The organism is Pseudomonas sp. JZ134 (genome assembly GCF_051027695.1).
GTDB lineage: Bacteria > Pseudomonadota > Gammaproteobacteria > Pseudomonadales > Pseudomonadaceae > Chryseomonas > Chryseomonas luteola.
Window position 1 is genome coordinate 733,100 of the sequence record NZ_CP069250.1, and the last position, 13,295, is coordinate 746,394.

Below are 13,295 nucleotides of genomic sequence, written 5' to 3' on the forward strand. Positions count from 1 at the left end.
GGCCGGACTATAGAGGTATCAGTCCATTCTGCTGGCCGCTTTCCTGCCTTACAAATGACAAAAATTCACCCATTCATTCATAAAGGGAATCAGACAAGCCGCTCAGTCGTGCCGCTTCTCACTGTCCATGTGAGCCAATTGAGCGGCGGGATAGCGTTCTCCTGCCGCGGCGTTGGCGGGAATGGCCTGCTCGATTCTGGCCAGCTCCTCGGCGGTTAGCATGATATCCAGTGCACCCAGCGACTCATGCAAACGTTCACGGGTACGTGCGCCTACCAGCGGGACAATATCTTCACCGCGCGCCAGCACCCAGGCGATTGCCATCTGTGCCGCGGTAACCCCTTTCTCTTGAGCAATGACTTTGAGCGTGTCGGCCAGCTTGAGGTTGGCGTCCAGATTGCTGCCCTGAAAACGCGGGCTGATGGCGCGAAAGTCCTGCTCACCTGCGCGGTCTTTTGACCAATGACCGCTGATAAGGCCACGTGAGAGCACGCCATAGGCCGTGATTCCGATGCCAAGTTCACGGCAGGTAGGCAGGATGTCCGCTTCGATTCCGCGTGAAATCAGTGAATATTCGATTTGCAGATCAGCGATAGGGGTAACGGCCGCGGCCCGGCGGATCGTATCGGCCCCGACTTCGGAGAGGCCGACATGGCGCACATAGCCTGCCTTGACCATTTCGGCGATGGCGCCCACGGTATCTTCGATAGGAACGTCTGGATCGAGGCGGGCAATACGGTAGATATCCACATGATCCGTATTCAGGCGTTTGAGCGTGTACGCCAGGAAATTCCGGATAGCCTTGGGGCGGCCGTCGTAACCCATCCAGGCCCCGTCTGGTCCTCGCAGGGCACCGAACTTTACGCTGATCGTTACTGCCTCCCGGCGATCCCTGAGCGCTTCGGCAATCAACAGCTCGTTATGGCCCATCCCGTAGAAATCACCGGTGTCGAGCAGGTTGACGCCCGCTTCCAGCGCCGCGTGGATCGTGGCAATGCTTTCGGTACGGTCCGCCGGACCGTACAGGTCCGACATGCCCATGCATCCTAGTCCGAGCGCTGATACCTGGAGGCCGGTCTTGCCGAGCGTGCGTGTAAGCATGGCGAAAGCTCCTAAAAGAAGACGTTCACCATAGACCGGTCCCTGGCCGCATCTACGCCCTGGGAGCGCAGCATTAACTTGGCTAATCGCTCACTCAGTGATGAGCGGCTTCTTCCTCGACTCGTGCCGCACGCTCTGAAGAACGTACGGCCGGTGTGGCGGCCAGCTTGTCATCCAGCTCTTCCAGCTTGAACTCGACGTCTCTGAGTTGCGTGTTGATGGCGACCAATTGGTCTTCCAGCAGGCGAGCACGCGCCAGTGTTTCCCTGATGATTTTAAATGACGGGATTCCTACGACGACGATAAGAATCAAGGCAATGATCGAGGCGATGCTCATGGGTGGGGTCCTTTTATCGGCAGTCATCAAACTGCGGCATTCCATTACCAGGGGCTTTCCCGCATGAGTCTCGGAAAGTATGGCGAGTCGATACCGCGTCTGGTCTCGGCTACGCTTTTAAAGGCGCGCCGATCTGTGGTTAAGGGCGAGATGATGCTCTATTGCCATCAACTCCCGCTGTGACAGTGCAAACGATGTTTTGATCCTCAATGCAACCGCGTTCGCAGACCAAAGGTCGCCGTCGCGGTATGGATTCGTGTGGAAAAACAGGTTCGGGCTGCGTACCAGACACGCTGGCGCAAGGTCTGGTGGTGGAACCACGACAGCGGCCTGCAAGTCACACCCGCAGGAGCCCCAGATGCTCTGCAGGCGGCTGGCGCCGTTGATCTGCCAAAAGGAAAAACAATGACTCCATCCCTAAAGAAACTGATAACCCTGGGGCTGCTCATGGCGCCTCTGGGTGCCTTCGCTCAACCCGGCGCGTTGACTGAGGTAGGCATCGACAGTGGCCGCGTGAAAGGCAGCCAGTCGGGCGATGTCATCTCCTTCAAAGGCATTCCCTTTGCGGCCCCGCCGGTGGGTGAAAACCGGTGGCGTGCGCCTCAGCGCGTGAAACCCTGGCGCGGAGTGCGTGAGGCGACTGCCTATGGCGCAGACTGCATGCAAAAGCCGATGGCCAGCGATGCAGCTCCCTTGGGCGTAGAGCCCTCCGAGGACTGCCTGTACCTCAACGTCTGGCGTCCGGCGCAGGAGACGGCAAACCGCAAGGCCACACTGCCGGTTGTCATCTGGATCTATGGCGGTGGCTACGTCAATGGCGGTGCTTCGCCGTCGGTCTATGACGGTAGCGCCTTTGCCCGCGATGGCGTGGTCTTTGTCAGTTTCAACTACCGGCTTGGCCGCTTCGGCTTTTTTGCACATCCCGCGCTGACGGCTGCAAAAGAAGGTCCGCTGGGCAACTATGGCTACATGGATCAGATCGCTGCGCTGCAATGGGTGAAGCGCAACATCCGTCAGTTCGGCGGTGACCCAAACAACGTTACCGTCATGGGTGAGTCTGCTGGCGGCGGCTCGGTGCTCAATATCACCACCACGCCACTGACGCGGGGGCTGTTTGACCGTGCCATCGTCATGTCTGGCGGTGGACGTTCCTTGATGGGTGAGCTGCATGAGATCAGCCGTGACTTGCCCGGGAATCCCTCCGCCGAGACCATCGGCAAGAATTTTGCCCGCAGTGTCGGTGTAGAGGGTGCTGGCCCCGAGGCGCTGAAGGCGCTTCGCGACTTGCCGGCCAGCCGTGTGCTGGGCGACCTGAACATGATGAGCATGGGCAGCAATGCCTCTACCTACGTGGGTGGGCCAGTACTCGACGGTCGGATCGTGGTGGGTACACCAGAGCAGGTCTACAGCGCCGGTCAGGAAAACAAGGTGCCTATGCTGATCGGTTCGACCAGCGCCGATCTTGGCTTTAATACGGCCAAGACAATGGATGAGCTGTTCGCACCGTTTGGGCGTGAGGCAGAGCGGGCCCGTCAGCTATACGACCCGGAAAATACAGGTGATGTGCAGGCGGTAGGGGCTGCGGTTGCCATGGACCGGATGATGACCGAGCCGGCTCGCTTCGTGGCCGACAAGATCTCCCAGCATGATCGACAGGCATTTCTCTATCGCTTCTCCTACGTCGCCGACTCACTGCGCAGCGAGACCAACGGGGCGCAGCATGCCAGCGAAATTCCCTATTTCTTCAGGATGCTGGAAGCGCGATATGGCGGCAAGGTAACGGACAAGGATCAGGACATGGCCAGCGATGCTCACGCCATCTTTGTTAATTTCATCAAGACGGGTAATCCCAACGGTACAAATGTGGCGCGCTGGCTACCGTTCAACCGTGAGGGCAATCTGGTTATGGATTTCACGGCCGATAAAGGTCTGGTTCTTAAAGAGGACCCCTGGAAAGAGCGCCTCGACCTGATCGAGAAAACTCAGCACGCCAAACCGTAAGCTATTCGTCGAGCCGGTCCTTGCCGGCTCGACATGCCTGTTTTCCCTGTTTTTCTCTCTCTGGCAACCCGTCCGCCATCACACTTCGCAGATTGACAATCCTGCCAATTCTTCTCATAGTTTTGCCACGCAAACGTTTGCGCCATAACAAAGACAACAATGGAGTGCACCATGAACGCATCCCGCCCTATGCGGCTTCTCGCTGCTGCTGTTCTGTTTTCCACCACTTCCGCTTTTCTGCCCTTGTCCGCGGCTTATGCTCAGGATGCGGATAAACCCAAGGTCGCGCTGGTGATGAAGTCTCTCGCCAACGAGTTCTTCCGCACCATGGAAGACGGTGCCAAGGGGTATCAGAAAGAGCATTCTGACCAGTTCGATCTGATCTCCAACGGCATCAAGGACGAAACCGATACGTCCAGTCAGATTCGTATTGTTGAGCAGATGATCGTGTCCCAGGTCGATGCCATCGTCATCGCACCGGCAGATTCCAAGGCGTTGGTGCCCGTCATCAAGAAAGCCATGGATGCAGGCATCAAGGTCGTAAACATCGACAACCGTCTGGATCAGGACGTACTCAAGAGCAAGCAGCTTGATGTGCCCTTCGTAGGCCCGGATAACCGCAAGGGTGCCCGTCTGGTAGGTGAGTACCTGGCCAAGCAGCTCAAGGCCGGTGACGAAGTTGGTATCATCGAGGGCGTTTCCACTACCTTCAATGCCCAGCAGCGCACCGCTGGCTTCAAGGACGCTATGGAAGCGGCCAACATGAAGATTGTAGGTGTCCAGTCCGGCTCCTGGGAGATCGACAAGGGCAACGCCGTGGCCTCTGCCATGATGAACGAACATCCCAATCTGAAGGCGCTGCTGGCTGGTAATGACAGCATGGCCCTGGGCGCTGTTTCTGCCGTTCGTGCTGCGGGCAAAAAGGGCGAAGTATTGGTAGTGGGTTACGACAACATCAATGCCATCAAGCCCATGCTCAAGGACGGCCGCGTTCTGGCTACGGCTGACCAGTACGCCAGCAAGCAGGCGGTCTTTGGTATCGACGCTGCGCTCAAGCTGGTCAAGGGTGAGTCCACCGGCGCTGTCGATGGCGTGATCGAAACGCCTGTCGAGCTGGTAACCAAGCCGTAATCCATCTTTACCCGCCGGGCTTTGGCGCGGAGTCGATCGTATTCGCCTCTGCACCGGAGTCTTGCGGGGCACCTGAGTTTTAAAGGAGACCGTCATGTCGGGCAGGCCAGTCCTTTCCATTACCGGCATCGGCAAGACCTATGCGCAACCCGTTCTGGGAGAAGTCAGCCTTGAGCTGTATCCCGGCGAGGTGTTGGCGCTGACAGGTGAGAACGGCGCCGGCAAGAGCACGTTGTCCAAGATCATCGCGGGGCTGACTCCGCCTACGACCGGGCAGATGACCTTTCTTGATCAGCCCTATACACCCAGTAGCCGTACCGAGGCCGAGCGCCTGGGCGTGCGCATGGTCATGCAGGAGCTCAACCTGCTGCCGACCCTGACCGTTGCCGAAAACCTGTTTCTCGATAACCTGCCCAGCCGGGGCGGATGGATTTCCCGCGGGAGGCTGCGTGAGCAGGCACGGCTGGCCATGGCGCAGGTCGGGCTGGATGCCATCGATCCGGATACCCTGGTCTCTGACCTGGGGGTCGGCCACCAGCAGATGGTCGAGATCGCCCGTAATCTGATCGGTGATTGCCGCATCCTGATTCTCGACGAGCCTACCGCCATGCTGACGGCGCGCGAGGTCGACCTGTTGTTCGAGCAGATCGAGCGCCTGCAGGCCCGTGGTGTCGCCATCGTCTACATCTCCCACCGCCTGGAAGAACTCAAGCGCATCTCCCAGCGGATCGCGGTTCTACGCGATGGCCGGTTGGTTGCCGCCGAGTCCATTAGCCGTTACAACACCGATCAGCTGGTAGCGTTGATGGTGGGACGTGAGCTGGGTGAGCATATTGACCTGGGCGAGCGCCACATTGGCGCGCCGATACTGAAAGTGGACAAGCTGAGCCGTGCCGGCAAGGTCTGCGATGTCTCATTCGAGGTTCGCGCTGGAGAGATTCTCGGTATTTCAGGCTTGATCGGCGCGGGGCGTACCGAATTGCTGCGGCTCATCTACGGCGCCGACCGCGCCGACAGCGGGCGTGTTTTTGTGGGTAATCCGCTGCGTGAAGTCAACGTCAGCTCGCCAGCCGAGGCGGTACGCAATGGCATCGCCCTGATCACCGAAGATCGCAAGGGGGAGGGGTTGTTACTCACCCAGTCCATCTGCGCGAATCTGGCATTGGGCAATATGCCCGCCGTTGCCAAGCGCGGCGTGGTTCAGTCTGCGTCCGAACTTGCGTTAGCTGAGCGGCAGATCAAGGCCATGCGCATTCGCAGCTCCAGCCCCCATCAGCCGGTGGGCGAGCTTTCCGGCGGTAATCAGCAGAAGGTCGTGATCGGCCGCTGGCTGGAGCGTGATTGCCAGGTGCTGCTCTTCGACGAGCCTACCCGGGGCATCGACATCGGTGCCAAGTTCGATATCTACGGCTTACTGGGCGAACTGACCCGGCAGGGCAAGGGGCTCGTTGTCGTGTCCAGTGACCTGCGTGAATTGATGTTGATCTGCGACCGGATCGCCGTGTTGTCTGCCGGCCGTCTCATGGAAACCTTTGACCGTAACGATTGGAGCCAGGATCGCCTCCTGGCCGCCGCCTTTGCCGGATACAGCAGCCGTGAAGCGATGCTGGGCGAAGCGGTTTCTCCCATACAGGAACTCTCCGTATGAACACTACCGTAACTCCGGCCGCGCCCAAGCGCAGCAGCAGTGTGTCCGGCCTGGGCACCTACCTGGGACTGGCCGGTGCCTTGCTGGCCATGATCGTGCTGTTCTCCGCCATGAGCAGCCATTTCCTGTCCTATAACACCTTCACCACCCTGGCCAACCAGATTCCGGACCTAATGGTGCTGTCGGTGGGCATGACGCTGATCCTCATCATCGGTGGGATCGACTTGTCCGTAGGCTCGGTGCTGGCACTGGCGGCATCGGTTGTCAGTGTGGCTACGCTCAACTGGGGCTGGGGTATCTTCCCGGCAGCGGCCCTGGGTATGGTTTGTGCAGCCTTGGCAGGCACCGTGACGGGCAGCGTAACCGTGGCGTGGCGAATTCCTTCATTTATCGTCTCCCTGGGTGTGCTGGAAATGGCGCGGGGACTGGCCTACCAATTAACGGATTCGCGCACGGCCTACATCGGTGACGCCTATGGTTGGCTGTCCACGCCGTTCGCCTTTGGGATTTCGCCTTCCTTTATCATTGCGCTGCTGGTGATTGCCGTTGCCCATGCCTTGCTGACGCGCAGCGTGTTTGGCCGCTATCTCGTCGCTATCGGCACCAACGAAGAAGCAGTGCGCCTGGCGGGTATCAACCCCAAGCCCTATAAAATCCTGGTTTTTGCCCTGATGGGCCTGCTGGCAGGGTTGGCCGCGTTGTTTCAGGTGTCCCGTTTGGAAGCGGCTGACCCCAACGCCGGCGCCGGGCTTGAATTGCAGGTCATCGCGGCGGTGGTGATCGGCGGAACGAGCCTCATGGGCGGACGCGGTTCGGTCATCAGCACGTTCTTTGGCGTGCTGATCATTTCCGTGCTGGCCGCCGGGCTTGCACAGATTGGCGCCAGCGAGCCGACCAAACGCATCATTACCGGTGCGGTGATCGTGGTGGCCGTGGTGCTGGACACCTACCGCAGCCATCGCGCCAAGCGCCGAGGCTAACCATGGCGACCATCAAGGACGTCGCGGCACTGGCCGGTATCTCCTATACCACCGTATCGCACGTGCTCAATGGTACTCGCCCGGTCAGCGCGGAAGTACGCACCAAGGTCGAGGCGGCCATCGACCAGCTGGGTTACGTTCCCAGCGGCGTGGCCCGCTCGCTCAAGGCCAAGGCCACCAGCACCATCGGGCTGCTCGTGCCCAATGGCAGCAACCCGTACTTCGCGGAGCTGGCGCGGGGTATCGAGGATCACTGCGAGCGTAACGGCTACAGCGTCATCCTCTGCAACTCCGATGACAATAACGACAAGCAGCGCCGTTACTTGCGTGTGCTGCTGGAGCGTCGTATTGACGGCTTGATCGTGGCCACCGTGGGCGGCGACGGTGAGTTCGCCCAGGCCCTGGCTGCAGTCAAGGTGCCGATGGTGCTGGTCGACCGCCCGCTGGAAGGTGTGGAAGCCGATCTGGTGCAGATCGACCATGAAGAGGGCGGCTATCTGGCAACGAGGCACTTGTTGGCGTTGGGTCATCGGCGTATCGCCTGCCTGGGTGGGCCTGCCGAAACGCTGGTCGCTCAGGAACGCCTGGCTGGTTATTGCCGTGCGATGAAGGAAGCTGGGCAGACGATACAGCCTGCGTGGCTGCTCAATACCGAGTTTACTAGCGCCGCCGGTTATACCGCTGCCGCACACTTGTTGGAAAAGAGTGCACCCACGGCCATTTTTGCCGGGAACGATATGATCGGAATCGGTATCCTGCGTGCCGCCGCCGAGCGCGGCCTGCGCGTTCCGCAGGATCTGTCCATCGTGGGTTTCGACGATATTGCCGTGAGCCGCTACCTTTATCCGGCATTGACCACGGTGGGGCAGTCCATCCTGCAGTTAGGCGAGCGCGCCGCCGGACAGCTGCTGGCCCGGCTCGCGCAGCGGCACCGGCCCACACCTGAACATACCGTGGTGGCGCCTACCCTGGTGGTACGCGAGTCCACCACGTCTATCGAATTGAACGAGAGTCCATAAGATGCAAGCAAAAATAGTGATCGTGGGGAGTCTGAATATGGACTTGGTCGTACGGACCCCACGCGTGCCGGTAGGCGGTGAGACCCTGGCAGGCCGCAGTTTCGTGACGGCGCCTGGCGGCAAGGGTGCCAATCAGGCAGTGGCGTGTGCCCGTTTGGGCGCCCAGGTCACCATGATCGGCTGCGTAGGCCGTGACGCCTACGGCGAGCAGCTGCGCAGTGGATTGGAAGCCGAAGGCATCGAGTGCTCCACGGTCGAATCCGTAGAGGGTGTACCGACCGGTATCGCCTCCATTCTGGTTGATGACAATGGGCAGAACTGCATCGTGATCGTGGCAGGGAGCAATGGCGAGCTGTCGCCCGAGCACCTGACCCGCCACGACGCCGCATTGCAGGCTGCCGATGTGGTCATCGCCCAGCTGGAAGTGTCGGTCGCTACGGTCGAAAAGACATTGACCCGCGCTCGCGAACTGGGAAAGACGGTCATTCTCAATCCAGCACCAGCCGTAGGCCCGCTGCCTGCTCATTGGTATGGTCATGTGGATTACCTGGTTCCAAACGAGAGCGAGGCCGGCCTTCTGACCGGTATTGAGGTCAACTCGCTGGAAACAGCCGCCCAGGCTGCCCAACAACTGCTCGACGCAGGCGCCAAGCGTATCCTGCTGACGATGGGCTCACAGGGCGTGCTGTATAAGGATACCGAACGGCAGCAGCACTTCCCGGCGCAGGTTGTCCAGGCGGTGGATACCACGGCGGCCGGAGACACCTTTGTCGGCGGATTTGCCGCTGCCCTGGGTGAAGGTCTTCCGCTGGAAGAGGCCGTTCGTTTGGGCCAGCAGGCGGCTGCGCTGTCCGTCACCCGTGCCGGAGCGCAACCCTCCATTCCCTATCGCCGCGAATTGAACATCTGAGAGCGCCCATGAAAAAGACTCCTTTGCTTAACAGTGCGCTATCCCGCGTGATTGCCAGCCTTGGTCATGGTGATGTGATCGTGATCGGCGACGCTGGCATGCCCGTACCGCCCGGCGTGGAATGTATCGATCTGGCCGTGACTCATGGCGTGCCCGACTTCGCCACTACGCTACGCGTCATCGTGAGTGAAATGCAGGTCGAGGCCCATGTCCTCGCCGAGGAGACCGTTGTCCAGCATCCGCCTGCCTTGGTTGAAATCCAGCGGTTAAGCGCCGCGGGCGAATTGGGCAAGCGCCAGCTGGTAAGCCATGAGGACCTCAAGGCGCTATGCAAAAAGGCGCGGGTGCAGGTCCGCACTGGCGAATGCCAGCCCTATACCAATATTGCATTGATTGCTGGCGTCACTTTCTGATGACACCGGCAGGGCACGCTCACTGAGGCAGTCTATTCAGTGAGCGTGGCTCATGAATGGGGCAACCGTTGAACTGCCCCCTGAACCCGGATGACATCTCGTAGGCCGGCTTGCGAGAACGCATCACACCCCCAATGGGACGATGCGCTGCCAGGCCATGCCAGGGTGAGAACGCCATGCTGTCGTCTACTTCCCTGGCGCGGGCCTCCGTCCAGGTGGGCTGAGGATCGACTTTGATCCGGGCTACGGTGATATAAGGGCTTTCTTCCTCCGGCCACTGTGCTGAAGCATCCTCGACGGGCATCTTCTCCGAATCGGTAGCCAGCTGAACCCGCATCTCCCATACGCCACCCTGCCTGGCAAAGAATTCGCTTACCGCCTCGCGTAGCCCATTGGGTTTGCCGTTTACATTCAGCGGTGCGTCGGTCAGGGCCGTCAGCTCGGGAGAAGCAGGCGCCACGCTGAGTTTGGCGTAATAAGGGCCATACAGCAGGGGCACGCTGGTGTAGAAGGTTTCGCCCAGGATATGGGTTTCCGGATGGCCACCCAAGGATTTGAGCGTTGCACTTTCACCGCCAACGGCTTCGATTACCTTTTCAGTACCGCGCAGAACAGCCGACAGCGCTTTCTTGAGGCCCGGTGCCTTGTCGGTGGTTGCGGCCAGAAGCTTCAGGCTTTTCAGAAAGGCCTTTGGTGTTGCTGCCGAAAAAGCCGGTGCATTCACCATTACGAAATCCTGAGTCAGCTGGCCTTCACTACCCGGCAGACGATCTCCCTCCACACCAATGACCTTGAGCGCCAACCCCCGCGGCGAGGAGACGCTATCGTCCAGCAGATCTCCGGGGTTGGTTGAAAAGCGCAGCACGACAGGGTAGTCACCCGCTTTGGCAAATACACCCTGAGCAAGCTCCGGTGGCAGACCTTCCAGTACCTTCAGACGTCCCTGCAACAAGCCATGACTCTTGGCGTGAACACTGCGTACGGCGTGCCCATAATCCTCGGAGGTCGTCTCGATGATCTTGCGCATCGTTTCGACCAGCTCGCGAGTGGTCTCGGCCTCGTCCTCCGGAATCTGTTCAAACGCTGGATCAAACAGCAGTGGGCGAATGGGAAGGGTGGTCGACATGGTAAGTCCTCAGCTCATCAGGGTGCGTTATGTGGCATCGTTGTTATGGCGCGTGTACTGGTCACAAGCCTTACTGACTCTGGACAAGCCCTGCTATCGACTGTTCATGAATGGCGTTGATGAATGACAAATAGATAGCATTTTGTATACAAAACCCTGGCCTTACCGTCTCGTTTGGAGCGAATCGAATCTTTTTCGCTGCACATTCCGCTTAAACGCAACAAAACGCTACGAAATAAAACCCTTCCTACTGGCCGCAGTCCGTTAAAGAACGGTCTACCAGAGGAGAACGTCATGTCTGCCCCAGCACTTCCCATGATGCCGCCGGCTCGTATAGCCCAGGTCAACGGTATCCAGATGGCCTATTACGAGGCCGGCCCTCGAATGACCGGCTCCAAACCAGCCATTCCCATTGTGCTCTGCCACGGTTTTCCCGAGCTGGCCTTTTCCTGGCGTCATCAGATCAAGGCGCTGAGTGAAGCGGGGTATTGGGTCATCGCGCCCGATCAGCGCGGCTATGGTTTGACCGAGCGGCCTCAGGCTGTTGAGGCCTACGATATGGAGCACCTCACCGGTGATCTGGTCGGTCTGCTGGACCATCTGGGGGTAGAAAAAGCCATTTTTTGTGGTCATGACTGGGGCGGTCTGCTGGTCTGGCAGATGCCGCTTTTGCATCCTGACCGTACCGCCGGTGTGATCGGCCTTAACACGCCGTATTTGCCACGTCCGCCCGTCGAACCGATCGAGGCGATGCGCCAGCGCATGGGAGACGAGATGTATCAGGTGCACTTCCAGAAGCCCGGCGAGGCAGACAGCGTTTTCAACCGAGATGCCCGTAAAGTGTTCAGTTTCCTGATGAAAAAGCCTGGAGGAGACGAGGTCGACGGGGCGGGTATCGCAAAGGCCAAGGCATCCGAGCAGGGCTCAGCCTTTGCACTGGTGCGCTGGCTGGAGGCCTATCAGCCCGAACAGGATACTCGGGAAACCTTTCTGACCGAGGAGGAGTTCAACGTCTTTGTTGAAACCTTCAGCCGGACCGGCTTTACCGGTGGCATTAATTGGTATCGCAACATCACACGTAACTGGGAGCGTTCGGCCAATCTGCCGACGGAGATAAACGTGCCTTCGCTCATGGTCACGGCAGATCAGGATGCCTTCCTGCCGCCTTCCATGTCGGAAGGCATGGAAACGTACGTGCATGACCTTCAGCGAGGCGCCATCCAGTCCTCCGGTCACTGGACCCAGCAGGAGCGGCCCGATGAGGTCAACCGCGTCTTCCTGCACTGGTTGCTACTGCGGTTTCCGCTAGAGGTCCGTTGACGGGGTAGGACACGCGTTGATGCCGCTCAGGCTGCGACAGCTTGAGCGGCTCGCATGATTCGGTTGCGGCCTTGCTGTTTACCCTGGTAAAGCGCCTTGTCGGTGCGCTTGATGGCATCCTTCAGACACTCGCACTCGCCAATCACGCAGGTCGCCAGCGTGGCCGTCACCATAATGGTGGCACCCTCTACCTCTAAACGTATTGCGCGAATTTCATTCAAGATCCGCTCGGCAATCTTGTCGGCATTTTTCAGATCGGTATTACGCATCAGGATCAAAAATTCCTCACCACCCCAGCGTGAGGCCACGTCCGTGCCTCTCACCGACGCGGCAATGACCGATGACACCTGCTGCAGGACCGTGTCGCCCACGTCGTGGCCAAAGGTATCGTTGATGTTCTTGAAGTGATCCACATCCAGCATGATCAGTGAGATCGGCTTGAACGTTTGAGGGCTGCGGTACAGCCGCTGCGCCTCGCTGTGCAGGCGTCCGCGGGTATATAGATTGGTCAGGCTGTCCTTGTTGGCCAGGGTAAACAGGTCTGCCTGCATGGCAATCGAGCTGGAAGCCGTCAGGGCCGAAATATAGACCAGCATCACGATGGCCGAGCTCAGATTGAACAGGCTGAACAGCTCTGTAACCCTGGGGCTCAACATGAGCAGGGGTTCAACGGCGAAAAACAGATCCGTAACCTTGCCTATCAGTAGGCAAGTACAAATCAGTATGCAGGTTACCCAGCGCCAGAAGGGGGCAACGGTGTAATTGAACAAGGCAATCGGAACGATGCAGAGCAGGTAGTAGTAAAACCCGGTATGCCATCCTATGACCACGGTTGCGACCACGGCATGCACGACGATTTCTGATATGAGCAGCGTGCTTGTCAGCCGATAGCGCTTGGCCTTGAGTAATTGAAGGCAATAGAAATGAATGGCCACGCTGCCAATGTTGGTCAGCCAGAGGGCTTTTACATCCAGTGCAATGAACGTCACCAGAAAAATAATGTGAATACCCAGCACTGCCTTGATGCCAAGTACACCCCTGCTCCAGAAACGATCCGTTGCTGTTTCCAAAATCTGGGCGCGATCAGACGCCGAAAGATCATTACTCATTAAGTCCGACCCGACTTATACATGCATGGCGCTGCACGTTTCAGCCCGTGAAAGTTGTTACAGAACATCGGCTGGACCTGGTAAGTCTTGAGTGAGAACAGCTTGAAAATAAGCCGCTTGATCAGCGGCACGGCAATCGTGAGGAGGTACAGGAACCGCCGATTAGTAAGGGTATGTTGCTTACAGTAAGCTAGCTAATA

The 13,295-nt window shown here is 58.9% G+C and carries 12 protein-coding genes; 8 read left to right on the forward strand and 4 right to left on the reverse strand.

The window, feature by feature from the left end; genetic code table 11:
• Positions 1-102 precede the first annotated feature (102 nt).
• A complete protein-coding gene (locus JQR86_RS03245; protein ID WP_434154325.1) occupies positions 103-1,101 on the reverse strand; it encodes an aldo/keto reductase in 999 nt (332 codons plus the stop codon).
• 94 nt (positions 1,102-1,195) lie between these two features.
• Positions 1,196-1,438, reverse strand: a complete 243-nt coding sequence (locus JQR86_RS03250; protein ID WP_181123610.1) for a hypothetical protein — start codon at positions 1,436-1,438, stop codon at positions 1,196-1,198.
• A 405-nt stretch (positions 1,439-1,843) separates the two neighbouring features.
• Between JQR86_RS03250 and JQR86_RS03255 the strand changes: the two genes are divergently transcribed.
• The 7 genes from JQR86_RS03255 to rbsD all read left to right on the forward strand — a co-directional run bounded on the left by JQR86_RS03255 (position 1,844) and on the right by rbsD (position 9,540).
• Positions 1,844-3,439 (forward strand): carboxylesterase/lipase family protein, encoded by a 1,596-nt coding sequence (locus JQR86_RS03255; RefSeq protein ID WP_434154326.1) that lies wholly within the window; start codon positions 1,844-1,846, stop codon positions 3,437-3,439.
• A 171-nt stretch (positions 3,440-3,610) separates the two neighbouring features.
• Complete coding sequence (locus JQR86_RS03260; RefSeq protein WP_019365991.1) at positions 3,611-4,570, forward strand: sugar ABC transporter substrate-binding protein; 960 nt, start codon at positions 3,611-3,613, stop codon at positions 4,568-4,570.
• 94 nt (positions 4,571-4,664) lie between these two features.
• Positions 4,665-6,218, forward strand: a complete 1,554-nt coding sequence (locus JQR86_RS03265) for a sugar ABC transporter ATP-binding protein (RefSeq protein ID WP_181123608.1) — start codon at positions 4,665-4,667, stop codon at positions 6,216-6,218.
• Positions 6,215-7,198 (forward strand): ABC transporter permease, encoded by a 984-nt coding sequence (locus JQR86_RS03270; protein WP_019365989.1) that lies wholly within the window; start codon positions 6,215-6,217, stop codon positions 7,196-7,198. Before JQR86_RS03265 ends, JQR86_RS03270 begins: the two co-directional genes overlap by 4 nt.
• Positions 7,199-7,200: 2 nt before the next feature.
• The gene (locus JQR86_RS03275) at positions 7,201-8,217 is read left to right on the forward strand and encodes a LacI family DNA-binding transcriptional regulator (protein ID WP_434154328.1); all 1,017 of its coding nucleotides are present in this window, start codon (positions 7,201-7,203) and stop codon (positions 8,215-8,217) included.
• A gap of 1 nt (position 8,218) precedes the next feature.
• The gene (gene rbsK / locus JQR86_RS03280) at positions 8,219-9,127 is read left to right on the forward strand and encodes a ribokinase (protein ID WP_026003976.1); all 909 of its coding nucleotides are present in this window, start codon (positions 8,219-8,221) and stop codon (positions 9,125-9,127) included.
• An 8-nt stretch (positions 9,128-9,135) separates the two neighbouring features.
• Positions 9,136-9,540: a D-ribose pyranase gene (rbsD, locus tag JQR86_RS03285; protein WP_434154329.1), complete on the forward strand. Its 405-nt coding sequence runs from the start codon at positions 9,136-9,138 to the stop codon at positions 9,538-9,540.
• A gap of 19 nt (positions 9,541-9,559) precedes the next feature.
• Here the strand turns inward: rbsD and JQR86_RS03290 are convergent, their stop codons facing one another.
• Positions 9,560-10,666: a catalase family protein gene (locus JQR86_RS03290; RefSeq protein WP_434154330.1), complete on the reverse strand. Its 1,107-nt coding sequence runs from the start codon at positions 10,664-10,666 to the stop codon at positions 9,560-9,562.
• A gap of 294 nt (positions 10,667-10,960) precedes the next feature.
• Between JQR86_RS03290 and JQR86_RS03295 the strand changes: the two genes are divergently transcribed.
• Positions 10,961-11,986 (forward strand): alpha/beta fold hydrolase, encoded by a 1,026-nt coding sequence (locus JQR86_RS03295; RefSeq protein WP_407362297.1) that lies wholly within the window; start codon positions 10,961-10,963, stop codon positions 11,984-11,986.
• Between the two features lie 26 nt (positions 11,987-12,012).
• On the opposite strand, the gene JQR86_RS03300 is transcribed toward JQR86_RS03295, so the two are convergent.
• Positions 12,013-13,095: a GGDEF domain-containing protein gene (locus JQR86_RS03300; RefSeq protein ID WP_407362296.1), complete on the reverse strand. Its 1,083-nt coding sequence runs from the start codon at positions 13,093-13,095 to the stop codon at positions 12,013-12,015.
• Between the last annotated feature and the right edge of the window lie 200 nt (positions 13,096-13,295).

Coding starts and splice junctions, on each gene's coding strand:
- JQR86_RS03245 (WP_434154325.1), bottom strand. CDS start 1,101: ATGCTTACACGCACGCTCGGCAAGACCGGCCTCCAGGTATCAGCGCTC.
- JQR86_RS03250 (WP_181123610.1), bottom strand. CDS start 1,438: ATGAGCATCGCCTCGATCATTGCCTTGATTCTTATCGTCGTCGTAGGA.
- JQR86_RS03255 (WP_434154326.1), top strand. CDS start 1,844: ATGACTCCATCCCTAAAGAAACTGATAACCCTGGGGCTGCTCATGGCG.
- JQR86_RS03260 (WP_019365991.1), top strand. CDS start 3,611: ATGAACGCATCCCGCCCTATGCGGCTTCTCGCTGCTGCTGTTCTGTTT.
- JQR86_RS03265 (WP_181123608.1), top strand. CDS start 4,665: ATGTCGGGCAGGCCAGTCCTTTCCATTACCGGCATCGGCAAGACCTAT.
- JQR86_RS03270 (WP_019365989.1), top strand. CDS start 6,215: ATGAACACTACCGTAACTCCGGCCGCGCCCAAGCGCAGCAGCAGTGTG.
- JQR86_RS03275 (WP_434154328.1), top strand. CDS start 7,201: ATGGCGACCATCAAGGACGTCGCGGCACTGGCCGGTATCTCCTATACC.
- rbsK (WP_026003976.1), top strand. CDS start 8,219: ATGCAAGCAAAAATAGTGATCGTGGGGAGTCTGAATATGGACTTGGTC.
- rbsD (WP_434154329.1), top strand. CDS start 9,136: ATGAAAAAGACTCCTTTGCTTAACAGTGCGCTATCCCGCGTGATTGCC.
- JQR86_RS03290 (WP_434154330.1), bottom strand. CDS start 10,666: ATGTCGACCACCCTTCCCATTCGCCCACTGCTGTTTGATCCAGCGTTT.
- JQR86_RS03295 (WP_407362297.1), top strand. CDS start 10,961: ATGTCTGCCCCAGCACTTCCCATGATGCCGCCGGCTCGTATAGCCCAG.
- JQR86_RS03300 (WP_407362296.1), bottom strand. CDS start 13,095: ATGAGTAATGATCTTTCGGCGTCTGATCGCGCCCAGATTTTGGAAACA.